A 26235-nucleotide genomic window follows, 5' to 3' on the forward strand; every position below is an offset into this window, starting at 1 on the left:
CGCATGAATGCTCAACGTTTTGCTCGTATACGCGAGATGCTGGCCGCGCGCCAGCATGATCTTACCGTATGCATGGAGCAGGTACATAAACCCCATAACGTGTCCGCCATCATTCGTACGGCGGACGCGGTGGGCGTGCATGAAGTTCACGCCATCTGGCCTGCTAACCGGATGCGCACCGTGGTTTCCTCTGCTGCCGGCAGCAACAGCTGGGTACAGGTGAAAACCCACCGTACGATTGCTGATGCGATAACCCATCTGAAGCAGCAGGATATGCAGATTCTGGCGACCAACCTTTCCGCTAAAGCGGTCGATTTTCGTGAAATCGACTATACGCGGCCAACCTGTATTTTAATGGGTCAGGAAAAAACTGGCATCACGCAGGAAGCGCTGGCACTGGCCGATCGGGATATCATTATTCCTATGGTGGGCATGGTGCAGTCGCTGAACGTTTCAGTCGCCTCCGCGCTGATTCTGTATGAGGCACAGCGCCAGCGGCAAAACGCTGGCATGTACCAGCGCGATATCAGTACGCTGCCGCATTCAGAACAGCAGCGCCTGTTGTTTGAAGGCGGTTATCCGGTACTGGCGCGCGTGGCGAAACAAAAAGGGCTGCCCCGCCCCGAGATCGACGACAACGGCGAGGTGGTTGCCGATGCCGGGTGGTGGGCCGCCATGCAGTCAACGGCGAAACGATGAAAGGCCGCCTGCTGGATGCCGTTCCGCTCAGCACGCTTTCCGGCGTAGGCGCCAGCCAGGCCGGAAAGCTGGCGAAAATCGGGCTGCATACTGTGCAGGATTTGCTGCTGCATCTGCCGCTGCGCTATGAAGATCGCACACAACTCTATCGCATTAATGACCTGCTGCCGGGGATCTGGGCGACGGTTGAAGGCGAAGTGTTGCATACCGACGTAACCTTTGGTCGTCGCCGGATGCTGGTCAGCCAGATTAGCGATGGTTCTGGCGTAGTGACATTGCGCTTTTTCAATTTCAACGCAGGTATGAAAAATGGACTTTCACCCGGCGCGCGCGTGACGGCTTATGGCGAGATCAAACGCGGCCAGCGCGGTGCCGAGATGATCCATCCGGAGTATCGTATTCAGGGCGAGCACAGCATCACTGAGCTACAGGAAACGCTGACGCCGGTTTATCCCACTACAGAAGGAATTCGCCAGGCCACGCTGCGTAGCCTGACCGATCAGGCGCTTCAGTTACTGGATACCTGCCCGATTGCTGAGCTGCTGCCTGCCGAATTAAGCGGCGGTCTGCTTAGCCTGCCTGATGCGTTACGCACGCTGCATCGACCACCGCCAGATATCCAGTTGGTTGATCTGGAAAGCGGTCGCCATCCCGCTCAACGTCGTTTAATCCTTGAAGAATTGCTGGCGCACAATCTGAGTATGCTGGCGGTGCGCGCTGGCGCTCAACGCTATCATGCACTGGCAATGCCGCCGCGCCACGCATTGCGCGATCGTCTGCTGGCGGCGCTGCCTTTTAAACCGACCGCTGCCCAGCAACGGGTGGTTAAAGAGATTGAGCAAGATCTTACCCACGATTATCCCATGATGCGGCTGGTTCAGGGCGATGTTGGCTCTGGCAAAACGCTGGTTGCGGCTCTGGCTGCGCTGGATGTGATTGCGCATGGTAAGCAAGTTGCGCTGATGGCACCGACCGAGCTACTGGCTGAACAGCATGCTAACAATTTCCGGCAGTGGTTTGCCCCGCTGGGCATCGAGGTAGGCTGGCTGGCGGGCAAACAAAAAGGCAAAGCGCGGCTGGCGCAGCAGGAAGCGATTGCCAGCGGCCAGGTTTCCATGGTGGTGGGCACGCACGCTATTTTTCAGGAGCAGGTGCAGTTTAACGGTCTGGCGCTGGTGATTATCGATGAGCAGCATCGCTTCGGCGTCCACCAGCGGCTCGCGCTGTGGGAAAAAGGCGAGGAGCAAGGGTTCCATCCTCATCAGTTAATTATGACCGCAACACCGATCCCGCGTACGCTGGCAATGACCGCCTATGCCGATCTGGATACCTCGGTTATTGATGAACTTCCTCCGGGACGCACGCCGGTCACCACGGTGGCCATCCCTGATTCGCGACGCGCTGAGATTATTGAACGGGTAAAAAGCGCCTGTCACACAGAGGGCCGCCAGGCTTACTGGGTATGCACCCTGATTGAAGAGTCCGACCTGCTGGAAGCGCAGGCGGCGGAAGCCACCTGGGAAGAGTTAAAGCTGGCGCTGCCTGATTTACAGGTAGGCCTGGTTCATGGCCGCATGAAGCCGCAGGAAAAGCAGGATGTGATGCAGGCTTTCAAACAGGGCAAGATGCAATTGCTGGTCGCGACCACGGTCATTGAAGTCGGCGTGGATGTCCCCAACGCCAGCCTGATGATTATTGAAAACCCGGAGCGTCTGGGCCTTGCTCAGTTGCATCAGCTTCGTGGCCGCGTTGGCCGTGGTGCGGTTGCCTCTCATTGTGTACTGCTCTATAAATCCCCACTGAGCAAAACGGCGCAAAAGCGCCTGCAGGTACTGCGCGACAGCAATGACGGCTTCGTTATCGCCCAGTGCGATCTGGAAATTCGTGGGCCTGGAGAGCTGTTGGGCACACGGCAAACCGGCAACGCGGCGTTTAAAGTGGCCGACCTGCTGCGCGACCAGGCCCTGATCCCTGAAGTACAGCGTATTGCACGCCATATCCACCAGCATTATCCACAACAGGCGCAGGCGTTAATTGAACGCTGGCTGCCGGAAACCGATCGCTACACTAACGCCTGACCTCTCTTTTCTGATCCCGGACAACTCCTGTTTAAATAACCGGTGTGCCATAGATGCGGTTGCTGAGCAAACGATTGCTTTTAACATGCAGTGAATTACAATCGCCACTTTGTTTCTCAGGGAACCCTAATCATGTCCGCCAATCCTCATGAAATCGCCCCGTCCGCCGCCGGCGTGACGCCGAAGAGCGAACTCATTTATCGTCTGGAAGATCGCCCACCGCTGGCGCAAACCCTCTTTGCCGCCTGCCAGCATCTGCTGGCAATGTTCGTGGCGGTGATTACTCCTGCACTGCTGATTTGTCAGGCCCTTGGGCTGCCTGCTCAGGATACGCAGCACATTATCAGCATGTCGCTGTTTGCCTCTGGCGTGGCGTCGATTTTGCAGATTAAAACCTGGGGACCGGTAGGCTCAGGGCTCCTCTCTATTCAGGGCACCAGCTTTAATTTTGTAAGCCCACTGATTATGGGCGGTCTGGCATTAAAAAATGGCGGTGCCGATGTCCCCACGATGATGGCCGCGTTATTCGGCACGCTGATGGTCGCCTCCTGCACTGAAATGATTATTTCCCGTGTACTGCATCTGGCGCGCCGGATTATCACGCCGCTGGTTTCCGGTATCGTGGTAATGATTATCGGTCTGTCGCTGATTCAGGTGGGCTTAACTTCTATTGGCGGCGGCTTTGCCGCGATGAACGATCACACCTTTGGCGCGCCGAAAAACCTGCTGTTGGCAGGCGCGGTTCTGGCGGTGATCATTATCCTTAATCGTCAGCGGAACCCTTACCTGCGCGTTGCCTCACTGGTGATTGCAATGGCGGTGGGCTATTTGCTGGCATGGGCGCTGGACATGCTGCCGGAAAACACCGCACCAGCCAACAGTGCGCTGGTGGCTGTGCCGATGCCGCTCTATTATGGCCTGGGCTTTGACTGGAACCTGCTGATTCCGCTGATGCTGGTATTTATGGTGACCTCGCTGGAAACCATCGGCGATATTACCGCCACCTCTGATGTCTCAGAGCAGCCGGTTAGCGGACCGCTTTATATGAAACGTCTGAAAGGCGGCGTGCTGGCGAATGGTTTTAACTCTTTTGTCTCTGCGCTGTTTAACACTTTTCCTAACTCCTGCTTCGGGCAGAACAACGGCGTTATCCAGCTGACCGGCGTTGCCAGCCGTTACGTCGGCTTTGTGGTGGCGTTAATGCTGATCGTGCTGGGTCTGTTTCCTGCGGTAAGCGGCTTTGTACAACATATTCCGGAGCCGGTACTGGGCGGCGCGACGATTGTGATGTTCGGCACCATTGCCGCATCCGGCGTGCGTATTGTCTCGCGCGAGCCGCTAAATCGTCGGGCAATTATGATTATGGCGCTCTCGCTGGCAGTAGGGCTTGGCGTGTCGCAGCAGCCGCTGATCCTGCAGTTTGCGCCAGAGTGGTTAAAAACCCTGCTCTCCTCCGGTATCGCCGCCGGCGGTATTACCGCAATCTTACTGAACCTGTTTTTCCCTCACGAGAAGTAACCCTGGCGGGGCGGGCTTTGGCTCGCCCTCCGCCACGTATTTATTCCGGCTTTACAACCAGGCGGTTGAGCTATGCCAGTAATTAAGGCATAACAGGCGATACCGGAAATTCATACGGAAGGATGCAAATGAAATTTATCGGAAAGTTAACGCTTTCGCTGCTGTTGCTACTGCTGCTGACGCTGGTAACAATCTATCTTTTGCTGCAAACCCGTTGGGGTGCGGAGTGGGTCAGCAGACGCATAAGCGACGATACCGCCTGGCATCTCTCCGTCAGTAAAATAGAGCATAACTTTTCCGCGCCTGGTCTGCTGACCTTACGTAATGTGAGTTTTGGTCACGATGGCCAGCCCGCCGTGATGGTGGCAAAAACTGTTAATCTTGGTTTGACCTTCTCTCTGTTTAGCGAAGCGCCACGCTTTACGCGCATTGAGTTGCAGGATGGCGCGCTGAACGCCGCCAATATGTCAGCAAATATGACCTTGCCGTTACAGGCCGATCGCCTTCAACTACGCAATATGCAACTCCATAGCCCCCGGCAGGCGTTCAACGCGATAGCGTTAAACGGCGGCGTGATCCCCTGGCAGCCGCGCGCGGGTAATATTTTGGGTGATAAGGCCAGCTTTCAGGCCAGTGCAGAACGCGTAACGTTACAGGGAGTGAAGGTGACCAATGCACTGGTACAGGGAAAAATAAACGACAACGTGCTGGTGATTAATAATTTCGGCGGCGACCTGGCACGTGGCTCGGTAACCGGCAGCGCCCAACGTGATGCACAAGGTAAATGGGATGTATCTGCGCTGCGCCTGAATGATATTCGCCTGCAAACAGACAAATCACTTAGCGCATTCTTACAGCCGCTACGTAGCTTGCCTGCGGTATACTTTTCTCGCGTGGATGTGACGAATACCCATCTGCAGGGGCCGGACTGGGCAGTAGCCGATCTCGATTTGCTGTTGAAAAGCGTCACGTTAAGCAATGGCGACTGGCAAAGCGATGACGGCTCGCTGGCGCTGAATGCCGACAACTTTATCAACGGTCAGCTGACGTTAAACGATCCGATTCTGAATCTCGACTTTTCTCCACAAGGCATTACGGACGCACGGTTTAGTTCACGCTGGGTTAACGGCTTAATCCGTGCACAAGGCAGTTGGCAACGTCAGACCAAGCGGCTTACGCTGGATGAGGTGGTGCTGGCCGGGCTGGAATACACGCTGCCGGAAAACTGGCGCGAGCGCTGGATGGCATCTCTGCCAGCCTGGCTTGATAGCGTGTTGGTGAAAAAGCTAAGCGGTAACCGTAATCTGATTATCGATGTAAACCCTCAGTATCCCTTTCAGATAACCGCACTGGATACCAACGGTTCCGATCTGTTACTGGCGCAGCATCGTCAGTGGGGTATCTGGCAAGGCTCTCTTAATCTGAATGCGGCGGAAGCCACATTCAACCGAACCGACGTTCGACATCCTTCGCTGGCGTTAAATGCCGATGCTGAACAGATCGCGGTAACGGAGATGAGCGCGTTTGTGGATAAAGGCATGCTGGAAGGTGTGGCAACGCTGGATCAAACGCCGGCGCGCCATCTTTCGTTAACGCTGAATGGCCGGGCTGTACCGGCGGATGTGTTACAAAACTGGGGTTGGCCAGCGCCGCCGCTCACCGGTCAGGCCACACTACAGTTGCAGCTGAATGCGCGCCTGGCGGCAAAGACGCCGTTAAAAAGCAGCGCTAACGGCACATTAACGCTTTCCACAGACGGCAAAACCTTGCAACAGTCAATGACTCAGGGCGAAGTCAGCACTCATCCGTGAGGCTCCAGCGGCCCGTCGGGATCGGCGGGCAGCACAATATAGACACCGCTAAAGACCGCCCCGCACTCCTCGTTCCCAAACAGCTCCACTTCCAGCTGCACGCGCGCTTTACGTCCGCGCGCCAGACGGTCAAGGTCACCGCTGAGTGAGCCGAGATCGGCAGAAGCGCTGGGCTTGCCGCTGACAGGCTTGCTGTAACGGATATGGGCATCGGCCAGGATAATCGTGCCGCCTAAATGACGCTCACGCAGCAGCAGCCAGATCAATCCCCAGCCGGTGAGCGTGGCCAGGGAAAAAAGACTGCCTGCAAAAAGCGTATGGTGTGGGTTTTGATTGCCGGTTTCCGGCATGGTGGTCATAAATTTTTGACCGGTATATTGCGTAATGCGCACGCCCATTTTTTCACTGAGCGGAATGTGCTCATACCAGGCCTGTTGCAGTTGCCCGCACCAGTCAGCGCGATGCAGGATATCATCCAGCGTGATCACGGGTTTAATCATTAAAAAGTGGCGTACCGGCGTGCTGAGCGGTGCGGTAATCTCGCCCTGATTAACGTAGCCCAGCTTGGCAAAGAATTCGACCGCATCCTCACGCGCGCTACACACCACTCGCTTAACGCCTTCCTGACGGGCGACCGATTCCAGCGTCATCGCCACCAGCGTACCCAAACCCTTGCCCTGTACGGTAGGATGTACAGCCAGAAAGCGAATAGAGGCTTCATTGTCCGCATTGATATAAAGACGCCCCGCAGCGACAGGTTTTCCCTGTTCATCCACCACCATTTGATGATGCGCCATCGCATCCCAGGCGTCCCGCTCGGAACCCTGCGGCTGACGCAGCGGCTTACGTAACATTTCCCAGCGGAACTGGTAATACATTTCCAGCTCTTCGGCAGTTTCCGGCACTCGTAGGTGATACATAAAAGGATTCTCTCATTCGGCGTAGGCGTGGTTGTTCCAGACGGCTATGACTATCGGCATTATACCTGTAGCCAGAAGGTCACCGGTCCATCATTCACTAAGGCGACCTGCATATCTGCGGCAAAGCGCCCGTTCTCTACGGGTAGATTTTTCTGTCGGCAGCAGTCGCTGAAATAGTGGTAGAGGCGTTCCGCCTCCTGCGGCTCAGCGCCACGGGAGAAGCTGGGCCGCATGCCCTTTTGTGTGTCGGCAGCCAGCGTAAACTGCGAAACCACCAGAACGCTCCCGCCCGCCTGCTGGACATTGAGGTTCATTTTGCCATTTTCATCGCTAAAAATACGATAGCCCAACACGCGATCGCACAGGCGTTGCGCTTTTTGCTCATCATCTTCTTTTTCCACACCCAGCAATATCAGCAAACCGGGACCAATCTTGCCCACCGTTTCATCTGCTACCGTAACGCTGGCGCTCAGCACCCGCTGAATTAATGCAATCATGTTTCCTCGCTGCCTTTTTCTTGTTGCTGCTGCTGACGATACTCGCCCAGCGTGACGGTTATCTCCGCCCCTAATAATACGATACACCACGTCCAGTAAACCCACAGGAACAGGATCGGGATCACAGCCAACACGCCGTAAATCAGCTGATACGAAGGGAACATGGTGACGTAAAGCGCAAACGCTTTTTTACCTAATTCAAACAGCAAGCCCGCAACCAGCGCTCCGATTAAGGCGTCGCGCTGCGGCACCCGCGTGGTTGGTACCAGACTATATAACAGCCAGAAGGCCAGCCATGAAAGCAGTAGAGGGAAAAGACGCAGCGTCTGATCGATAAGCCCGGTTACCCCGCTCACGGCCATCCATTTTAACGACAAAAGCCAGGTGCTAATTGCCAGACTGGCCCCAGCCAACAGCGGCCCCAGCGTCAGGATCATCCAATAGACCGCAAAAGAGTAAACCAACGGGCGCTTTTTCTGGCTACGCCAGATGGCATTCAGCGCGCTGTCGATAGAGTGCATCAGCAGCAGCGCAGTGACTATCAGCCCAACCGCGCCTACCACCGTCATTTTATTCACGTTGGCGACAAACTGATCGAGGTAATCCTGCACCACATTGCCTGCAGCCGGGACAAAATTATTAAAAATAAAGTGCTTTAGCTGTACGCTGATCTCGGCGAACACCGGGAAAGCGGCAAACAGCGAAAAGACCACCGCCACCAGCGGCACCAGGGCCAGTAAAGAAACAAAGGCCAGGTTGCCCGCTTCGGTGGTCATGCCATCGTGTTCGATACGATGCCAGAGGAGTTTGAGCCAGGTACCCGCAGCGCGGATACGTGGACGTAAAAAAAATTGCGCCATCAGCTAACCACGATGGGCAAACCAGTTCGGCACGACCTGCGCATCGGTAACATGCACGGCGGTTATACCCACCTGGCGCGCCGCCTCAATGTTCTCAAGATTATCATCAAAGAACATGGCCTCATCAGGCTTAAAGCCCTCTTCTTGCAGCACCCGCTGGAAAATACGCGCTTCCGGTTTGCGCATTCCCAGATCCTGCGAGAGATAGAGCTTATCAGCAGCCTGCTGCACTTCCGGATACTGTGAAGGCCAGTAATCGCAGTGCAGTCGGTTGGTGTTAGAGAGGATGACCACGCGTTCGCCACGGCTGCGCAGTTGTTGCATCAGGGTAATCACTTCTGGTCGCAGACCCACAAACACCGCCTGCCAGCCCGCCGTAAACTGTTCGTAACTGAGCGCGATATCCAGCTCAGCACAAAGGTTAGCAGCGAACTGCTCATCGCTTATTTCGCCACGCTCATGCTGCTCAAAATTTTCGCCCATCTGAAAACGACTTTTTAACAACGCCAGCGGAACGCGACCCAGATCGCTCCAGACGCCTAATACCCGGCTAAAGTCGATATCTACAATGACATTACCTAAATCAAAGATATACAGCATAGCCATCTCCTTCCCGTCGTAGAGGAGTAACTTTAGCGGGAAAGCATCACTTTGACTATGCGGCATTGCGCATCATGCTCACACAAGGTGAGGAAACCGCGCCGGGTAAAGGGTCACCTGACCGGCCGAAAAGGGGAATTATGTTTCGGTTAATTCCTCACTGGCTGAAGTCGTGACGGGCACGATTTCAACCCGGCTGGATTTCAGCAGATGCTGTAAGGCAGGCCCCGGCAATACAGCTCCCATTATCACGCATGATACTGATAAGGCTGGTGGGCAGGCAAAAGCCATTCTTCATTAGCCAGCCCGTGGCCTGTTTTGCTTATCGGGAACAAAGGTGGATTACGGCACCCGTAATCGTCAGGCATAAAAAAGCCCCGCCTTTACAGGCAGGGCTTTTGCGTAGCAGACAAGATCTTAAGCGTCTTTGCTGCCGCGTGAAGCGCGTTTACGATCGTTTTCCGTCAGGTGACGTTTACGAATACGTACGGAAGTTGGCGTTACTTCAACCAGTTCGTCATCATCGATGAACTCGATCGCTTGCTCCAGCGTCATCTTGATCGGCGGTACCAGCGTAGTCGCTTCGTCCGTACCGGATGCACGCATGTTGGTCAGTTTCTTACCGGTCAGACAGTTTACAGTCAGGTCATTAGAACGGCTGTGAATGCCGATAATCTGTCCTTCATAAACTTCCGCACCGTGACCCAGGAACAGCTTGCCGCGATCCTGCAGACCAAACAGCGCAAAGGCAACAGCTTTGCCCTGACCGTTAGAGATCAGAACGCCGTTCTGACGCTGACCCACTTCGCCCGGACGCACATCGTCGTAATGGCTGAAGGTAGAGTACAGCAGGCCAGTACCGGAGGTCATGGTCATGAATTCGTTACGGAAACCGATCAGACCACGGCTTGGGATCACGTAGTCAAGACGTACGCGGCCTTTGCCATCCGGATCCATGTTTTTCATGTCGCCTTTACGTTCGCCCATCGCCTGCATGACCGCGCCCTGATGCTGTTCTTCGATATCCAGCGTCACGTTTTCAAACGGTTCCTGCTTACGACCGTCAACTTCGCGGAAGATAACTTTCGGACGGGATACCGCCAGCTCAAAGCCTTCACGACGCATGTTTTCGATCAGTACGGAGAGGTGCAGCTCGCCACGACCAGAAACACGGAAAGCATCCGCATCTTCGGTTTCTTCAACGCGCAGCGCAACGTTATGTACCAGCTCTTTCTTCAGACGATCCAGGATCTGACGTGAAGTAACGTATTTACCTTCTTTACCGCAGAACGGAGAGGTGTTGACGTTAAAGAACATGGTTACGGTCGGCTCATCCACGCTCAGCGGCGGCAGCGCTTCTACGTTCTGCGTGTCGCAGATCGTATCAGAGATGTTCAGCTCGCCCAGACCGGTGATAGCGATAATGTCACCTGCTTCAGCCAGATCGGTGTCGATACGCTCCAGACCAAGGTGACCCAGCACTTTGCCGACTTTCGCGTTACGCGTTTTGCCGGTGCTGTCGATAATGGTTACCTGCTGGTTCGGTTTCACCTTGCCACGCTTGATACGACCGATACCGATAACGCCCAGGTAGTTGTTATAGTCCAGCTGAGAGATCTGCATCTGCAGCGGGCCGTCCAAATCAACATTCGGAGCCGGAACGTGCTTAACAATCGCCTCATACAGCGGGGTCATGTCGTCAGCCATATCGCCGTGCTCAAGGCCAGCAATACCCTGCAGCGCTGAAGCATAAATAATCGGGAAATCGAGCTGCTCGTCGGTAGCATCCAGGTTTACGAACAGGTCAAACACCTGATCAACAACCCAGTCAGGACGCGCGCCCGGACGGTCGATTTTGTTGATAACCACAATCGGCTTCAGGCCATGAGCAAAGGCTTTTTTGGTCACGAAACGCGTCTGCGGCATTGGGCCATCCATCGCGTCGACAACCAGCAGCACTGAATCAACCATGGACATAACGCGCTCAACTTCACCACCGAAGTCGGCGTGTCCCGGGGTATCAACGATGTTGATACGATAGTCGTTCCATTTGATGGCGGTATTTTTCGCGAGGATGGTAATCCCACGCTCTTTCTCCAAATCGTTGGAGTCCATTACACGCTCAGTTGCTTCAGTACGGGCATCAAAAGTACCAGACTGTTGCAACAGTTTATCAACCAGGGTGGTTTTCCCATGGTCAACGTGCGCAATAATGGCGATGTTACGCAAATTTTCGATCACAGCTTTGCCTCAGGCATTAGAAATAGCGCGCTATTGTACACGGATTAATCGAAGGACTGAACAGGATCACAAATATCAAAGAAAGAATGCTGCAAGGCTTGCCTTAAACACCACTTTCAGTGCAAAAAATGCACCTGATTGATCAACTGCACCATAACAGTGCCCAAACTCTACTCAATTGCACTACAATGGTGCGCGATATCCATCATGGTGCATCCCTCGTTTGACGAGAGCGCTTATAATAGCGCTTTTTAGCCAAAAGAAGAAAGTTGGCACAAAATTCGCTTTAATCAGTTCAAGCCAAAACGACAGTTTCCACAACGGTTGATAGCTTGTCTGAGATCTTTATTGCCTACTGTACGCTGATCTTTACGCGCCTGGCGGGGTGAAGTTCTCTTTCCACGACGACAATGACAATTACCAGGAGAGTTGAGTATGTCTGCTGAACACGTTCTCTCGATGATGAACGAACACGAAGTGAAGTTTGTTGACCTGCGTTTTACCGATACCAAAGGTAAAGAGCAACATGTGACCATTCCGGCGCATCAGGTTAACGCAGACTTCTTCGAAGAAGGCAAAATGTTCGATGGTTCCTCCATCGGCGGCTGGAAAGGTATTAACGAGTCAGACATGGTGCTGATGCCGGACGCGTCCACAGCAGTATTGGATCCTTTCTTCGAAGACTCCACGCTGATCATCCGTTGTGACATTCTGGAGCCTGGCACCATGCAGGGCTATGATCGCGACCCACGTTCAATCGCCAAGCGCGCTGAAGATTTCCTGCGCTCTTCAGGCATCGCCGATACCGTACTGTTTGGCCCTGAGCCTGAGTTCTTCCTGTTCGACGATATCCGTTTTGGCAGCAGCACATCCGGTTCTCACGTTGCTATCGATGATATCGAAGCGGCCTGGAACACCGGCAAAGAATATGAAGGCGGCAACAAAGGTCACCGTCCGGGTCTGAAAGGCGGCTATTTCCCGGTACCGCCGGTTGACTCCGCACAGGACATCCGTTCTGCCATGTGTCTGACCATGGAGCAGATGGGTCTGGTTGTTGAAGCGCATCACCATGAAGTGGCCACCGCAGGCCAGAACGAAGTGGCAACCCGCTTCAATACCATGGTGAAAAAAGCCGACGAAATTCAGATCTACAAATATGTCGTGCATAACGTGGCGCACGCCTACGGCAAAACCGCGACCTTTATGCCGAAGCCGATGTTTGGCGATAACGGTTCTGGCATGCACTGCCATATGTCCCTGTCAAAAGGTGGCACAAACCTGTTCGCAGGCGATAAATACGGCGGCCTGTCTGAAATGGCGCTGTTCTATATCGGCGGCGTAATCAAACATGCGAAAGCCATTAACGCCCTGGCTAACCCAACCACCAACTCTTATAAGCGTCTGGTTCCGGGTTACGAAGCGCCGGTTATGCTGGCCTACTCAGCGCGTAACCGCTCAGCATCTATCCGTATTCCAGTGGTCGCCAGCCCGAAAGCACGCCGTATCGAAGCACGCTTCCCGGATCCAGCGGCTAACCCGTACCTGGCGTTCGCTGCGCTGCTGATGGCAGGCCTGGACGGTATCATCAACAAGATCCATCCTGGCGACGCCATGGATAAAAACCTGTATGACCTGCCGCCGGAAGAAGAAGCTGAAATTCCAAAAGTGGCCGGTTCGCTGGAAGAAGCGCTGAACGCGCTGAACGAAGACCGCGAGTTCCTGACCCGTGGCGGCGTGTTTACCGATGATGCTATCGAAGCTTACATCGAGCTGCGTAAGGCTGAAATGGATCGCGTGCGTATGACGCCGCATCCGGTAGAGTTCGAGCTTTACTACAGCGTTTAATTGGTTTGCGTTTTTTGTTGCCGTGGAAACTTTCAGCCCATCTTCGGATGGGCTTTTTTCTCCACCTGATCAACGGTCGGAATATCGCGTTATCGAACCTGAAACTATAATGCACTGATTTGGTGCAGGAGAACGCTGTATGGCAACTGGCCTGTTGCCCGATGCCGGGCAGATTCTCAATTCCCTGATTAACAGTATCCTGCTGATCGATAACGAGCTGGTTATTCATTATGCCAATCCAGCGGCACAGCAGCTGTTAGCACAAAGTTCCCGTAAGCTTTTTGGCACGCCGTTGCCTGAACTGATTGGCTATTTCTCTTTAAATATCGCTGTTATGCAGGAAAGCCTTGACGCTGGCCAGGGGTTTACCGACAGCGAGGTAACGCTGGTAGTGGATGGGCGCGCCCATATCATGTCATTAACGGCGCAGCGACTGCCGGATGGTCTTATCCTGCTGGAAATGGCGCCGATGGATAATCAACGCCGCCTCAGTCAGGAACAGATCCAGCATGCGCAGCAGGTTGCCGCCCGCGATCTGGTTCGGGGCCTGGCCCATGAGATTAAAAATCCGCTGGGCGGGCTACGTGGCGCCGCACAGCTACTGGCTAAAGCCTTGCCCGAGCCGTCGCTGACGGAATATACCAAAGTCATTATTGAGCAGGCAGATCGGCTGCGTAATCTGGTAGACCGTCTGTTAGGGCCGCAGCAGCCCGGTATGCACGTCACGCAAAGCATTCATCAGGTGGCGGAGCGTGTGGTTAACCTGGTCACTATGGAGCTGCCGGACAACATCTCTTTGGTACGTGATTACGATCCCAGCCTGCCGGAACTGCCCCACGATCCCGATCAGATAGAACAGGTTTTACTGAATATAGTCCGTAATGCGTTACAGGCGCTGGGCGAGGAAGGCGGCACCATTACCTTGCGCACCCGCACCGCTTTCCAGCTTACTTTGCACGGTACCCGTTACCGGCTGGTGGCGCGCATCGATGTGGAAGATGACGGACCAGGCATACCGGGAAGGCTGCAGGATACGCTGTTTTACCCCATGGTTAGCGGTAGAGAGGGCGGCACCGGATTAGGGCTTTCCATTGCCCGCAGCCTGATCGATCAACATTCCGGAAAAATAGAATTTAGCAGTTGGCCAGGCCATACCGAATTTTCGATTTACCTGCCGATTCGTAAGTAGAGGTTTCTATGCAACGAGGGATAGTTTGGATCGTCGATGACGATAGCTCCATCCGCTGGGTACTTGAACGCGCACTTACGGGAGCTGGTTTAAGCTGCGCCACTTTTGAGAGTGGCAACGACGTGCTGGAAGCACTCGCAAGCAAAACCCCAGATGTTTTATTGTCAGATATTCGTATGCCCGGAATGGATGGCCTGGCGTTACTAAAACAAATTAAACAGCGGCATCCGATGCTGCCGGTCATCATTATGACCGCCCACTCCGATCTGGATGCGGCGGTGAGCGCTTATCAGCAGGGCGCGTTCGATTATTTGCCCAAGCCGTTTGATATTGATGAGTCCGTCGCGCTGGTTGAACGCGCAATTAGCCATTATCAGGAGCAGCAGCAACCACGAGACCGACCGGTCAGCGGTCCGACAACCGATATTATTGGCGAAGCGCCAGCGATGCAGGATGTGTTTCGTATTATCGGCAGGCTTTCACGCTCGTCGATTAGCGTGCTGATTAATGGCGAGTCGGGGACCGGCAAGGAGCTGGTAGCGCATGCCCTGCATCGCCACAGCCCGCGTGCTAAGGCTCCCTTTATCGCCCTGAACATGGCGGCGATCCCTAAAGACCTGATTGAGTCTGAGCTGTTCGGCCATGAAAAAGGCGCATTTACCGGCGCAAATCAGATCCGTCAGGGCCGTTTTGAACAGGCGGACGGCGGTACGCTGTTTCTGGATGAGATCGGCGATATGCCGCTGGATGTGCAAACACGTCTGCTGCGTGTGCTGGCGGACGGGCAATTTTATCGTGTCGGTGGCTATGCGCCGGTAAAGGTTGACGTGCGTATTATTGCGGCCACGCACCAGAATCTGGAGCTGCGCGTACAGGAAGGCAAATTCAGGGAGGACCTGTTCCATCGCCTGAATGTGATCCGCGTACATCTGCCGCCGCTGCGTGAGCGACGTGAAGATATTCCCCGGCTGGCGCGTTATTTTTTACAGGTTGCCGCGCGTGAACTGGGTGTGGAGGCCAAGATCCTGCATCCTGAGACTGAAGCGGCACTGACACGTTTGCACTGGTCAGGTAACGTACGACAGCTGGAGAATACCTGCCGCTGGCTGACAGTGATGGCTGCCGGTCAGGAGGTACTGATCCAGGATCTGCCGCCGGAACTGTTTGAAAGCACCACCAGCGATACGGCAGTACAATCATTGCCCGATAGCTGGGCCACGCTGTTAGCGCAGTGGGCCGATCGGGCGCTGCGTTCCGGTCATCAAAATTTGCTGTCTGAGGCGCAACCGGAGATGGAGCGCACTTTGCTGACCACGGCACTACGCCATACGCAAGGACACAAGCAGGAAGCGGCGCGCTTACTCGGCTGGGGACGCAATACCCTGACGCGTAAACTGAAAGAGCTGGGAATGGAGTAAGCAAGAAAAGCATATTTTTTGCACAATTTTTTATGCTTTGCTCTTTACACCTCGATGCCGTTCAGTATCATTTTGAGCGGTTATCGGGAGGCTTATCATGCTCGAATCACTATTGGTTTCATTGAGCGCTGCAGGCGATGCAGCTGTCGGCCATCCACCGCAAACCGCTTTAGCGGCGGTGCTATGTGCCGTAATGGTTAGTTTTTTCAGCTAATTAAAAAGGCCGGCGCATACCGGCCTTTTTGCTGTGCCGCATCGTTAGATCACGCGAGAAAACTGCTGCTGTCGCGCCTTCTGTCGCATATAGACATCAAAACACATGCAGATATTACGAATCAGCAATCGCCCTTTTGGCGTAACCCGTATCCCGCTCTTCTGAATCTCCACCAGCCCATCGGCGGCCAGAGGCGCAAGCAAAGCCAGATCCTCGGCAAAATAGTCGGTAAAGGTTATGCCGTTAACCGCTTCAATATCGCAAAAAGAAAGCGAAAAGTTACAGATAAGCGACTTGATAACGTCACGACGCAGGCAGTCATCCTGGCTTAGCGTCAGGCCACGCCATAACGCGTTGCCCTGCTGTTCCACGCTGGCATAGTATGCCTTCAGCTCTTTTTGATTTTGAGCATAACAGTCTCCCAGCATACTGATCGCCGAGACACCCATTCCCAGCAAATCGGTCTCGCCCTGGGTGGTATAGCCCTGGAAATTGCGATGAAGTTTCCCCTCGCGCTGGGCGATAGCCAGTTCATCTTCCGGCCGGGCAAAATGATCCATACCAATGTAGTGATAACCCTGCGCGGTCAGGGTAGCGATAGTTTGCTGCAGGATTACCAGCTTTTGCGCCGGGGTGGGCAACTCTTCATCTTTAATTTTACGCTGAGCGGCAAACAGCGTTGGCAAGTGCGCATAATTGAAAACGCTTAGGCGATCGGGCCGTAACGTGGCCACTTTTTGCAGCGTATAATCGAAGCTTTCCGGCGTTTGCATCGGCAAGCCGTAAATCAGATCGATATTACTGGAGGTAAAACCCAGTTTGCGCGCGCGTTCGATCAACGCAAAAATAAAGCCTTCGTCCTGAACGCGATTGACACGCTCCTGCACCGCTTTATTAAAATCCTGCACGCCCATACTCAGACGGTTAAAGCCCAGCGCCCGCAGGTGATCGAGCACATCTAATTCCAGCTCACGCGGGTCAACTTCAATGGAAATTTCTACTTCGCTGTTGAAGTGAAAACATTCCCGCAATACCGCCATCAGGCGACTCAGCTGCGCCTTGCTTAACCAGGTTGGCGTTCCGCCGCCCCAGTGCATTTGGGTAACGGTTCTGTTGCTGAATAGCGCAGCACGCTGGCGGATTTCCAGTTCCAGGACATCCAGATAACGATCGCCTTTATGCGACTGGCGCGTTACCTTCTTGTTACAGCCGCAGAAATAACAAAGGCGGTGACAGAAAGGAATATGGAGATAAAGGGAAAGAGGTCGCGTGGGATAACGCTGGGCCGCCTGCTGAAATGCCGCTTCGCTCCAGCCTTCGTTAAACTCCAGCGCGGTGGGATAAGAGGTATAGCGCGGCCCGGCATAGTTGTACTTTTCGATCAGGGCCTGATCCCACTCGGTTAACGGCATTGGCATGTTCACTCCTTCCATTTACGACGCCTTACGGGCCGCGTCAAGGGCAAGGAGGCCTGGCGCTGCCGGTTAGCGGTAGCACGGCGCAACCGTGATTTCAGCTGCGTCAGGCGGCGTAGTTTAACAAACAGCCAAAACAGATAACATGCCAATAGAATGGCGATGATTGATCCAGGCCAAAACATAGTCGAATACCTGACTGACGGGAGCAAAGCCAGCGCCCGTTCCCGTCAATTTAGGTCAGCGAGCTTATTTCTCGCCTTTCAGCAGACGATACATATCTTCATCTGCCTCATCTTCTTCATCATCGTCCAGACCGATACCGAGCTGTTCCATCAGCACATCAATACGATCCAGCGTCTGATCGAGCCAGGCCTGATCTTCTGCTGATAAGACTTCGCCGTTCTCCAGGCGATCCAGCAGCCCGTCAAGACGCTCATCATTTTCCAGCATCGCCAGTTCATCTGCCGGCTCCATGAAAGGCTTCTGCTCAACGGGCGCCTTCTTGATCGGTTTCGCTGCCGTGACCGCAACGCCTTCTTTTAATAACGGCACCGGTTTTTTACTGCCAATACGCGGATCTTTCTCTTTGGCCGCGCTGTTTTTGTCACTCTGAGACATAACAGGGTTCGCGCGGCTACCTGCTGCATGGCCGCGGCGCTTTTTATCGCGCTTCCGATCGCGCGCTTCCTGATTTTTATCTTCGTGCGATTTGCGTTTTACTTTTGGCGCAGCGCTACTTTGTGGCTTACGTGCAGGTTTCATGATCGTTTATCCGGGGTTTTTCTTTAGTATAGAATTGCGGCGGAATCTAGCAGAAAGCGCACAAAGAAAAAAGGCGGCAGGTCACCCTGTCGCCTTTTTTCGTACCTTCCGTAGAAGGACAACCTTCCTTTACATCCCTGCTGCAGTCAACATCCCGGTTTTTCCATGTGCATTACGCTCTCGTCCTGAGCGTTTCCTTTTCCCTGACGGCGCATTCCAACGCACCTTGTCCTGTTCCCAGCTCTCTGTTTTCCTGACTACTCCGTGAGCGCTTCATCCTGAAGTGAGCCATCCAAACTCTGTGAATTACTTTAGACGAATAAGTAAAACTAACAAGGTACCTAAGGGATTTCCTGGACTCTTTTTCACACCCTTCCGAGTAAAACTTTGAATTTATTTAGAATATTTATTTGAATGGCGTTTAAAAACGTCAATAACTGGCAATAGTTATGGCAAATATCTTACAATTTTATTAGTCAACTGTACCAGGAAGCGCTTTACGTGCTTTAAGGGTATAATCACGCCATTAAACCCAATGAACTCTTCAGGAGTCACTATTTTGTCTGGCTGGAATTATCACGTCACCCATTTTGTTACCAGCGCCCCCGATATTCGCCACCTTCCGGCTGATGTGGGTATTGAAGTGGCATTTGCAGGCCGCTCTAATGCGGGTAAATCCAGCGCCCTTAATACGCTGACTAACCAAAAAAGCCTGGCGCGCACCAGTAAAACGCCTGGCCGTACCCAGCTTATCAACCTGTTTCAGGTCGCTGACGGCATACGTCTGGTGGATTTACCTGGTTACGGATACGCTGAAGTCCCGGAAGAGATGAAGCGTAAATGGCAGCGCGCCCTGGGCGAATATTTGCAGAAACGCGAGTGCCTGAAAGGTCTGGTGGTATTGATGGACATCCGTCATCCGCTTAAAGATCTCGATCAGCAAATGATTGAATGGGCAGTGCAAAGCCAAATACCGGTACTGGTGCTGTTAACCAAAGCCGATAAGCTGGCATCCGGCGCTCGTAAGAGTCAGCTGAATATGGTGCGCGAAGCCTCACTGGCCTTTATGGGCGATGTGCAGGTAGAGCTTTTCTCTTCTCTGAAGAAAATTGGCGTGGATAAACTGCGGCTTAAGCTGGATAGCTGGTTTAGCACGCAGGAAGAAGTGCCATCTTCAGAACAGGGGCAATAACCCTTCAGGATGCGTAGCGGATTACGCATCCATTTTTACCGAACGCCCAATAAAAAACGCCCCAGTCACAAAATGACTGGGGCGGCTAATATTCAGCCAAATCCGATTACGTGAAGTAAAAGGTCTGAAAGATAGAACATCTTACCTCTGTACCCTACGCCGTAAACTTTACCTGATTTTTTCTGGCCGACAAAGAATTTTTTGTAGTTAATTTTCATAAAACCGCCGTTTTTTCTTAACAGGCGTCACATAAACAGCGTATGAATGTAGCTTAATTACCAAAAAAGTGTTTAAGCGCCATAACGTTAGCATTTAAGTAACGGTATGGCGCAATCGGGCCAGGCGCGCGGCGCGCTGATTATGCCGCAACACCAGCGTACTCTGGTACGGATCAGTGCGCCTGATCCCAGTTATCACCGACACCAATATCTACGCGCAACGGAACATCCAGTTTCATGCTGTTTTCCATGAGCTGACGAATTTTTGCGCTGGCCTTTTCCACGTCCTGCTCCCTGATTTCAAATACCAGTTCATCGTGAACCTGCATAATCATCGTAACCTGCGGCGCATCAGGCTCCTGCAACCAGGCGTCCACGTCAATCATGGCCCGTTTGATAATATCTGCCGCCGTGCCCTGCATCGGCGCGTTAATCGCTGCACGCTCAGCCGCTTTACGACGAATCGCATTGGCGGATTTGATATCCGGCAACCACAGCCGACGTCCATCCAGCGTCGAGACGTAGCCCTGTTCAGAAGCCTGCTGGCGCGTATTTTCCATATACTTCAGCACGCCCGGATAGCGTTCAAAATAGCGCTCCATATACAGCCTGGCCTCGCCCGCATTAATATTCAGCTGACGGGATAAGCCAAACGCGCTCATACCATAGATCAAACCGAAGTTAATTGCCTTGGCGCTGCGACGCTGCTCGTTGGTCACTTTATCAACGCTGACGCCAAAGACTTCTGCAGCCGTAGCCCGGTGAATATCCTGACCTTCCGCAAAAGCAGTCAGCAGTCCTTTATCCTGTGACAAATGCGCCATAATACGCAGCTCGATCTGCGAATAGTCAGCCGCTACGATGCGGCAACCTTCTGGCGCGATAAAGGCCTGACGGATACGTCGCCCTTCTTCATTACGCACCGGAATATTTTGCAGGTTAGGATCGGTCGAAGAAAGACGCCCCGTTGCCGTTACCGCCTGTTGATAAGAGGTATGCACCCGCCCTGACCGTGGATTAATCATCTGCGGCAGCTTATCGGTATAGGTTGATTTCAGCTTAGAGAGCCCGCGATGCTCCAGAATCACTTTGGGCAATGGGTAATCCAGCGCCAGCTCTGCAAGGACCTCCTCACTGGTCGATGGCGCGCCGCCCGGCGTTTTTTTGGTGGGTTTGATGCCCTGTTTTTCAAACAGAATGGTTTGCAGCTGTTTAGTGGAAGAGAGATTGAACGGCTCGCCCGCCAGTTCATGCGCTTTCTCTTCCAGCTCTTTAAGGCGAGCGGTCAGCTCCTGTGAGTGCTTAGCCAGGATATGCTGATCGATTAATACGCCGTTACGCTCAATACGCGAGATCACCGTTAACAGCGGCATTTCGATCTCTTCAAAAACTTTTCTTGGGCCCGCCTCTTTTTCCAGCTCCGGCCACATTTTTAAATGCAGCTGCAGCGTAACGTCTGCATCTTCTGCCGCATAATGTGCCGCCTGCTCCAGAGCGATCTGGTTGAAGGTGAGCTGATTTTTGCCTTTTCCGGCGATCTCGGTGAAGGTCACCGTTTTATGGTTGAGCCAGCGCGCTGCCAGACTATCCATATCATGCTTACCGACGACGGTATTCAGCATATAGGACTCAAGCATGGTATCGAATTTAATCCCGGCCAGCTCGATGTCATAGTTCTTTAAGACGCTACGATCGAACTTCAGGTTTTGACCGACTTTCAATGCGCTTTTATCTTCCAGCAGCGGCTTAAGCTGTGCCAGCACCGCATTCCGATCCAGCTGATCCGGCGCATCCAGATAATCATGGGCCACAGGCAAATAAGCGGCTTCGCCTGGCGCTACGGCAAAGGATAAACCGATAATATTGGCGGTTAAGGTATCCAGCGAGTCTGTTTCCAGATCAAAGGCAAACAGCGAACTGTGTTTCAGCTTATCCAGCCAGCTATCGAATGTGTCCTGATCAAGGATGGTTACGTAGCCATCCGAAGAGAGTACGCTGACGCTTTCCGGCTGCGGCACTGCTGCTTCCTCTACCGCCTTCTGTGCGCCGCTGTTACTTTTCCGTCCCTGCAACCATTTCCCTTCTTGCAGATCGGTAATCCAGCGGCGGAATTCATAATGGCGGAACAAGCCAAGCAGCGTTTCTACGTCCGGCTCGTTAACGGTGAGTTGCTCGCAGCCGATATCAAGCTCTACATCCGTTTTGATGGTTGCTAACTGATAGGAGAGCAGCGCAACCTCTTTATTCTGCTCCAGTTTAGCCGCCATGGTTTTCGCGCCACGGAAGCTAAGGTCAGCGATTTTATCCAGATTGTCATAAAGCGTCGTAATGCTGCCCAGACCCTGCAACAGCGCCTGTGCGGTTTTTTCACCCACGCCCGGGACGCCCGGAATGTTATCGGATGCGTCACCCATCAGAGCCAGAAAATCAATAATCAGCTCAGGCGGAACACCGAACTTTTCTTTTACTTCATCCGGTCCGAGGATGGCGTTATTCATGGTATTAATCAGAGTGATATTCGGCGTAACCAACTGCGCCATATCTTTATCGCCGGTGCTGATTAACACCGCACGTCCCTGCTTCTCCGCCTGAAGGGCCAGCGTGCCGATAACATCGTCAGCCTCTACGCCAGAAACCGCTAACAGCGGCAAGCCCATCGCACGCACCATATTATGCAAAGGCTCTATTTGCGCACGAAGGTCATCCGGCATAGGCGGGCGATGAGATTTGTAGTGCTCAAATAATGCGTCACGGAAGGTTTTGCCCTTTGCATCAAAGACTACCGCTACATGGCTGGGTTGATACTGCAGCAGCAAGCTACGCAGCATATTCAGCACGCCGTACATTGCTCCGGTTGGTTCCCCGGCACTGTTGGTGAGCGGCGGAAAAGCATGGTAAGCGCGGTAAAGGTAGGAAGATCCATCTACCAGAATCAAAGGGTTTTCTGCGATTTGAGCCATAAGTTTCACGTTCCAGGATGATCGTTGGTATGGCATAAGGATGCCACATGATACGGATAAATATGAAATAACCTGGACGGAAGTTTAGGGAAAGCTCAGAAAACGCTAAGCGGAATTTGCCTGATGACCTGTGGATAACTTTGTGTGCAAAATTGCTAACGTATTGTTATTTACGTAAATATACAATATATGGTAAAAATTATTCTTTTCTTATCAACCTGTTGGATCAAGAAAACGATCCTGTCAGTGGAAAAGTCAAAATAGATCAAATGTGGATATAAATATCAGCGATCCTTTTTTGATCACCGACGTCTTATTAATTTAATCCCGAAATCATCCACCACCCCCTGCTTATTTTTTCAACAGAGACTGCGGGAAAGTATACGTCAGGAATAAAAAAACGCCGGGATAACCCGGCGTCTTTTTTAGATCGTTTTTACTGCTTTTGCAGCAGGAATTTTACGACATTGGCATATTGCTGAACGAAGTTATCCATTGAGCTGGTATCCAGCCCGCCGTTGTTAACCATATATTTGCCATTAACAAACATTGCCGGTACACCGCGCAGTTCGACATCCGCTGCCGCTTTCTGCTGCTGAGCAACCAGCGCTTTTACCGCAAAGCTATTCCAGGCCGCATCGTATTCTTCTGGTTTAATCCCGGCTGCCTTCACAAAGGCTTCTTTCAGGCTGGCAGGATCGGTAATCGTTTGGGTTTTCTGGATACCTTCAAAGATAGGCGCGGTAACCTGCTCTTCAACACCCAGCGCCATCGCAACTGCCCAGGCGTGCGTCATGATCGGGCCCAGGTCGCCACCAAGAAAATCAACATGATATTTGGTGACTTTGACACCTTCCGGCAGGGCTTTTTTTACGGCATCACCAACATGGTAAATTTCTTCGAACTGATAACAGTGAGGACAGAAAAAGGAGAAAAACTCCATTACCTGAGGCTTACCGGCTACCGGCTTATCCAACGTAACGTATTGCTGACCATCGGTGAACTGCGCAGCTGAGGCACTGAACGCCAGTACGACACCGACCAGCGCAAGCCATAATTTTTTCATTTCGAGACTCTCTCCATAATCAAACATCAATATTCAGGCATTAACCGCAGGGGCGGCTGCTGTAATACGGTATTTTGCTCTCTGAAGGACGCAATTTGCCTGCGCCAAAAATCTTCTTCCGTCATCCACGGAAAGCTACGCGGAAAAGCAGGATCCTGCCAGCGACGAACAATCCACGCCAGATAATAAACCATGCGCATAGCGCGTAAAGGTTCAATTAATGACAATTCGTTAATATCAAAGTCTCTGTATTCACCATACGCCTCCAGCAGAATATCCCACTGGATACGCTGCTGCTGACGATCGCCGCTTATCAGCATCCAGAGATCCTGGACCGCAGGGCCATTGCGGGCATCGTCCAAATCAACAAAAAGCGGTCCGTCACGCCACAGGATATTACCTGGATGACAATCGCCATGCAGGCGTAACGGCGTCCAACTGCAATGCCAATATGTCTGTAAAGTGCTCCTCAACGCCGCAATGCTCGTATTGAGATCATTTCGTAACGAAGAAGGGATCAGTCGACACTCCTGTAAGATTTGTGCGGGCTCCTCAATATATTCCTGCAGCCCTATGTCAGGGCGAGCCGTAAACAGCTTACGTTCGCCGGTTTGGTGGATGCGTCCCAGAAAGCGACCTACGCTCTCAAGCTGATCGTCATTATCCGTTTCGTATTGTCGACCACCCAGGCTGGGGAATACCGCGAACCAAAAGCCATCATGCTGCTGCAATGTACTACCGTTGAGTATCAGCGGCGCAGCAAGCGGCACCTCATCCTGCTGAAGCTCCAGCGCAAACTGATGTTCCTCTTCAATCTGGGCACGGCTCCAGCGCTGCGGGCGATAGAATTTAACGACATAACGCTGCCGCTCTTCATCAGAAAACTGATAGACGCGGTTTTCGTAGCTGTTAAGTGCGGTTAGCCCGGAATCGACGCGCAAACCAGCATCCCAAAGCGCATCAACAATAGTATCAGGATTGAGGGTGTGAAAATGAAAGGCGGTATTTTCCATCGTGCATCTCTGTTCAGTGCCTGCAGCGGGTAAGAATAACATTGATCGGTCAGCACGACAGAAAGCGCAGAAGATTAATCCTTAATTATGCCGCGTGCGCGCAGCAACGCCGTTTTGAAATCTTCCTCGTAATCCTTTTTAAGGCCGGGAATGGCTTCTTGCTTATCTGCACCACGCATTTTTAAATGATAAATCAGAATATCATCGGTTAATGCAGACAAGGGACCGTCAAAGCCTGACTCGTCCGCCAGTTTTTGTAAGAATTGCAGCAGGTTAAGATCCGGCTCGCTTTGCCAGGCCGGTTGTAGCAGTTCCAGTAGTTCATTCAGTCGATGGTATTTCATAAAGTTTATCCATAATGGTTAACTGGATGCTACGTTAGCAGGGTTATTCCCACAATAAAAGAGAGGGTTTGCGCGTGAGCAAGCAGCGGGAAACAATATCTGGCGTCATTCTTGCCGGAGGACGTAGTAGCCGTATGGGGGGACAGGATAAGGCGCAATTGCTGCTACAGGGAAAACCTTTGTGGCAGCATGTCTGGCAGCGGCTGGCTCCGCAGGTAGACAACATTAGTATCAGCGCGAACCGCAACCTGAGGCATTATCAACAGAGCAAGCTGCGCATTATTAATGATGTATTGCCCGACTATCCTGGGCCGCTAGCCGGCATGCTGAGCGCGTTTCAGCAAATCGATAGTTCGTGGCTCGCCTTCTCCGCCTGCGATACGCCATTCATACCCGATGATTATGTTATACGCCTCTGGCAGCAGAAACAGCAGGCACCCGCAGTATGGGTACGTTCAAATCAACGCGATCATCCTGCGCTGGCCTTAATTAATCGTCAGGTCATGTCTGAACTGGCCCTTTACCTGGCTAGCGGCGAGCGAAGAGTAATGCATTTTTTACAACAGGTGGGCGGACATGCCGTGTTATTTAACGATAATGAGCAAGCTTTCGTTAATATCAATACGCCAGAAGAATTAGCACATTATGAGGGGAAGCACTAAATGTTGCCCATACTGGCTATCGCGGCCTGGAGCGGAACCGGAAAAACAACGCTGCTTAAGCAGCTCATCCCTTTATTAAAAGAAAAAGGGGTCCGGCCAGGACTTATCAAACATACGCATCACGATATGGATATAGATATACCCGGTAAAGATAGTTATGAATTACGCAAAGCGGGTGCTGATCAGGTGTTAGTCGCCAGTCAGCAACGCTGGGCATTAATGACTGAAACGCCGGATAACAAGACAATAGATTTTAATTTCCTGATAAGTCGCATGGATAAGCGTTCTTTAGATCTGATTTTGGTAGAGGGGTTTAAAGATGAGCCGATCCCGCGCATTGTTTTATGCCGCGATCGTAGCGAGGAAGAAATAAAGGAGCTGCTGGATGAGCATGTTATCGCCGTGGCCAGTGATTGTTCACTTGATGTTTCGGTACCGCTGTTAGATCTGAACGATCCTACAGCTATTGCCGGGTTTATTATGCAATGGCTGAAAGAGTGTCCCTGAGAAGGGGCATTGGTGTTATGTTGCCAAATAATAGACACGAAAAAGCCTCAGCTTTCGCTGAGGCTCCGTCGTTATCTGATGCCTGGCAGTTCCCTACTCTCGCATGGGGAGGCCCCACACTACCATCGGCGCTGCGGCGTTTCACTTCTGAGTTCGGCATGGGGTCAGGTGGGACCACCGCGCTCTCGCCGCCAGGCAAATTC

Annotated in this window: 22 protein-coding genes and 1 rRNA gene; 11 read left to right on the forward strand and 12 right to left on the reverse strand. The window is 52.7% G+C overall.

Translation table 11 applies throughout. The features are described 5' to 3' along the window. Positions 1–3 precede the first annotated feature (3 nt). From trmH to ACQE32_RS18490, 4 genes are all read left to right on the forward strand, one after another. Positions 4–699, forward strand: coding sequence for a tRNA (guanosine(18)-2'-O)-methyltransferase TrmH (gene trmH, locus ACQE32_RS18475; protein ID WP_426974903.1), 696 nt, complete (start codon positions 4–6; stop codon positions 697–699). Further along, positions 696–2777: an ATP-dependent DNA helicase RecG gene (gene recG, locus ACQE32_RS18480; protein WP_427022231.1), complete on the forward strand. Its 2082-nt coding sequence runs from the start codon at positions 696–698 to the stop codon at positions 2775–2777. Before trmH ends, recG begins: the two co-directional genes overlap by 4 nt. 132 nt (positions 2778–2909) lie before the next feature. Continuing rightward, entirely contained in the window at positions 2910–4295 is a 1386-nt protein-coding gene (locus ACQE32_RS18485) for a nucleobase:cation symporter-2 family protein (RefSeq protein WP_426974901.1), read from the forward strand. Between the two features lie 128 nt (positions 4296–4423). After that, entirely contained in the window at positions 4424–6106 is a 1683-nt protein-coding gene (locus tag ACQE32_RS18490; protein ID WP_426974900.1) for an AsmA family protein, read from the forward strand. Here ACQE32_RS18490 and fabY read toward each other — a convergent pair. The 5 genes from fabY to typA form a co-directional block, all read right to left on the reverse strand. Continuing rightward, positions 6097–7026, reverse strand: coding sequence for a fatty acid biosynthesis protein FabY (gene fabY / locus ACQE32_RS18495; RefSeq protein WP_085069251.1), 930 nt, complete (start codon positions 7024–7026; stop codon positions 6097–6099). The genes ACQE32_RS18490 and fabY overlap by 10 nt on opposite strands. A gap of 59 nt (positions 7027–7085) precedes the next feature. Next, the gene (gene dtd, locus ACQE32_RS18500) at positions 7086–7523 is read right to left on the reverse strand and encodes a D-aminoacyl-tRNA deacylase (protein WP_426974899.1); all 438 of its coding nucleotides are present in this window, start codon (positions 7521–7523) and stop codon (positions 7086–7088) included. After that, positions 7520–8383, reverse strand: coding sequence for a virulence factor BrkB family protein (locus ACQE32_RS18505; RefSeq protein WP_427022232.1), 864 nt, complete (start codon positions 8381–8383; stop codon positions 7520–7522). The genes dtd and ACQE32_RS18505 overlap by 4 nt, the downstream gene beginning before the upstream one ends. Before the next feature lie 3 nt (positions 8384–8386). Beyond that, a complete protein-coding gene (yihX, locus tag ACQE32_RS18510) occupies positions 8387–8983 on the reverse strand; it encodes a glucose-1-phosphatase (protein ID WP_427022233.1) in 597 nt (198 codons plus the stop codon). Between the two features lie 417 nt (positions 8984–9400). Next, positions 9401–11224 carry a ribosome-dependent GTPase TypA gene (gene typA, locus ACQE32_RS18515; protein ID WP_426974896.1) on the reverse strand — a complete coding sequence of 608 codons (1824 nt, stop codon included), beginning with the start codon at positions 11222–11224 and terminating at the stop codon, positions 9401–9403. 435 nt (positions 11225–11659) lie between these two features. Between typA and glnA the strand changes: the two genes are divergently transcribed. The 4 genes from glnA (at position 11660) to ACQE32_RS18535 (ending at position 15890) form a co-directional block, all read left to right on the forward strand. After that, positions 11660–13069, forward strand: a complete 1410-nt coding sequence (gene glnA / locus ACQE32_RS18520) for a glutamate--ammonia ligase (RefSeq protein ID WP_250651241.1) — start codon at positions 11660–11662, stop codon at positions 13067–13069. Positions 13070–13208: 139 nt separating this feature from the next. Then, positions 13209–14258: a nitrogen regulation protein NR(II) gene (gene glnL / locus ACQE32_RS18525; RefSeq protein WP_427022234.1), complete on the forward strand. Its 1050-nt coding sequence runs from the start codon at positions 13209–13211 to the stop codon at positions 14256–14258. A gap of 8 nt (positions 14259–14266) precedes the next feature. Then, complete coding sequence (gene glnG, locus ACQE32_RS18530) at positions 14267–15676, forward strand: nitrogen regulation protein NR(I) (protein ID WP_426974894.1); 1410 nt, start codon at positions 14267–14269, stop codon at positions 15674–15676. A 97-nt stretch (positions 15677–15773) separates the two neighbouring features. Continuing rightward, complete coding sequence (locus ACQE32_RS18535) at positions 15774–15890, forward strand: YshB family small membrane protein (RefSeq protein ID WP_157130157.1); 117 nt, start codon at positions 15774–15776, stop codon at positions 15888–15890. A 44-nt stretch (positions 15891–15934) separates the two neighbouring features. Here ACQE32_RS18535 and hemN read toward each other — a convergent pair whose 3' ends face one another. Both hemN and yihI read right to left on the reverse strand, forming a co-directional pair. Further along, the gene (gene hemN, locus ACQE32_RS18540) at positions 15935–17308 is read right to left on the reverse strand and encodes an oxygen-independent coproporphyrinogen III oxidase (protein ID WP_427022240.1); all 1374 of its coding nucleotides are present in this window, start codon (positions 17306–17308) and stop codon (positions 15935–15937) included. A gap of 246 nt (positions 17309–17554) precedes the next feature. Next, entirely contained in the window at positions 17555–18073 is a 519-nt protein-coding gene (gene yihI / locus ACQE32_RS18545; protein ID WP_426974967.1) for a Der GTPase-activating protein YihI, read from the reverse strand. Positions 18074–18605: 532 nt separating this feature from the next. Between yihI and yihA the strand changes: the two genes are divergently transcribed. Further along, positions 18606–19262 carry a ribosome biogenesis GTP-binding protein YihA/YsxC gene (yihA, locus tag ACQE32_RS18550; RefSeq protein ID WP_427022235.1) on the forward strand — a complete coding sequence of 219 codons (657 nt, stop codon included), beginning with the start codon at positions 18606–18608 and terminating at the stop codon, positions 19260–19262. Positions 19263–19653: 391 nt separating this feature from the next. On the opposite strand, the gene polA is transcribed toward yihA, so the two are convergent. The 4 genes from polA to ACQE32_RS18570 form a co-directional block, all read right to left on the reverse strand. Further along, a complete protein-coding gene (gene polA / locus ACQE32_RS18555) occupies positions 19654–22440 on the reverse strand; it encodes a DNA polymerase I (RefSeq protein ID WP_427022236.1) in 2787 nt (928 codons plus the stop codon). Between the two features lie 436 nt (positions 22441–22876). Further along, complete coding sequence (gene dsbA, locus ACQE32_RS18560) at positions 22877–23506, reverse strand: thiol:disulfide interchange protein DsbA (RefSeq protein ID WP_426974890.1); 630 nt, start codon at positions 23504–23506, stop codon at positions 22877–22879. A gap of 26 nt (positions 23507–23532) precedes the next feature. Next, positions 23533–24519, reverse strand: a complete 987-nt coding sequence (locus tag ACQE32_RS18565; protein WP_426974889.1) for a serine/threonine protein kinase — start codon at positions 24517–24519, stop codon at positions 23533–23535. 74 nt (positions 24520–24593) lie between these two features. Next, positions 24594–24863 carry a YihD family protein gene (locus tag ACQE32_RS18570; protein ID WP_085069223.1) on the reverse strand — a complete coding sequence of 90 codons (270 nt, stop codon included), beginning with the start codon at positions 24861–24863 and terminating at the stop codon, positions 24594–24596. A 74-nt stretch (positions 24864–24937) separates the two neighbouring features. Between ACQE32_RS18570 and mobA the strand changes: the two genes are divergently transcribed. Then, complete coding sequence (gene mobA / locus ACQE32_RS18575) at positions 24938–25525, forward strand: molybdenum cofactor guanylyltransferase MobA (RefSeq protein WP_426982216.1); 588 nt, start codon at positions 24938–24940, stop codon at positions 25523–25525. After that, entirely contained in the window at positions 25526–26032 is a 507-nt protein-coding gene (gene mobB / locus ACQE32_RS18580) for a molybdopterin-guanine dinucleotide biosynthesis protein MobB (protein WP_427022237.1), read from the forward strand. A gap of 80 nt (positions 26033–26112) precedes the next feature. On the opposite strand, the gene rrf is transcribed toward mobB, so the two are convergent. Then, positions 26113–26228, reverse strand: a 5S ribosomal RNA gene (gene rrf / locus ACQE32_RS18585). Between the last annotated feature and the right edge of the window lie 7 nt (positions 26229–26235).

The sequence above is a fragment of the Pantoea sp. FN0302 genome (assembly GCF_050113775.1).
Taxonomy (GTDB): domain Bacteria; phylum Pseudomonadota; class Gammaproteobacteria; order Enterobacterales; family Enterobacteriaceae; genus Mixta; species Mixta alhagi.

Coding starts and splice junctions, on each gene's coding strand:
- recG (WP_427022231.1), top strand. CDS start 696: ATGAAAGGCCGCCTGCTGGATGCCGTTCCGCTCAGCACGCTTTCCGGC.
- yihX (WP_427022233.1), bottom strand. CDS start 8,983: ATGCTGTATATCTTTGATTTAGGTAATGTCATTGTAGATATCGACTTT.
- ACQE32_RS18490 (WP_426974900.1), top strand. CDS start 4,424: ATGAAATTTATCGGAAAGTTAACGCTTTCGCTGCTGTTGCTACTGCTG.
- dsbA (WP_426974890.1), bottom strand. CDS start 23,506: ATGAAAAAATTATGGCTTGCGCTGGTCGGTGTCGTACTGGCGTTCAGT.
- fabY (WP_085069251.1), bottom strand. CDS start 7,026: ATGTATCACCTACGAGTGCCGGAAACTGCCGAAGAGCTGGAAATGTAT.
- glnG (WP_426974894.1), top strand. CDS start 14,267: ATGCAACGAGGGATAGTTTGGATCGTCGATGACGATAGCTCCATCCGC.
- polA (WP_427022236.1), bottom strand. CDS start 22,440: ATGGCTCAAATCGCAGAAAACCCTTTGATTCTGGTAGATGGATCTTCC.
- ACQE32_RS18505 (WP_427022232.1), bottom strand. CDS start 8,383: ATGGCGCAATTTTTTTTACGTCCACGTATCCGCGCTGCGGGTACCTGG.
- glnA (WP_250651241.1), top strand. CDS start 11,660: ATGTCTGCTGAACACGTTCTCTCGATGATGAACGAACACGAAGTGAAG.
- trmH (WP_426974903.1), top strand. CDS start 4: ATGAATGCTCAACGTTTTGCTCGTATACGCGAGATGCTGGCCGCGCGC.
- ACQE32_RS18485 (WP_426974901.1), top strand. CDS start 2,910: ATGTCCGCCAATCCTCATGAAATCGCCCCGTCCGCCGCCGGCGTGACG.
- yihA (WP_427022235.1), top strand. CDS start 18,606: ATGAACTCTTCAGGAGTCACTATTTTGTCTGGCTGGAATTATCACGTC.
- ACQE32_RS18570 (WP_085069223.1), bottom strand. CDS start 24,863: ATGAAATACCATCGACTGAATGAACTACTGGAACTGCTACAACCGGCC.
- ACQE32_RS18535 (WP_157130157.1), top strand. CDS start 15,774: ATGCTCGAATCACTATTGGTTTCATTGAGCGCTGCAGGCGATGCAGCT.
- mobB (WP_427022237.1), top strand. CDS start 25,526: ATGTTGCCCATACTGGCTATCGCGGCCTGGAGCGGAACCGGAAAAACA.
- glnL (WP_427022234.1), top strand. CDS start 13,209: ATGGCAACTGGCCTGTTGCCCGATGCCGGGCAGATTCTCAATTCCCTG.
- dtd (WP_426974899.1), bottom strand. CDS start 7,523: ATGATTGCATTAATTCAGCGGGTGCTGAGCGCCAGCGTTACGGTAGCA.
- ACQE32_RS18565 (WP_426974889.1), bottom strand. CDS start 24,519: ATGGAAAATACCGCCTTTCATTTTCACACCCTCAATCCTGATACTATT.
- hemN (WP_427022240.1), bottom strand. CDS start 17,308: ATGCCAATGCCGTTAACCGAGTGGGATCAGGCCCTGATCGAAAAGTAC.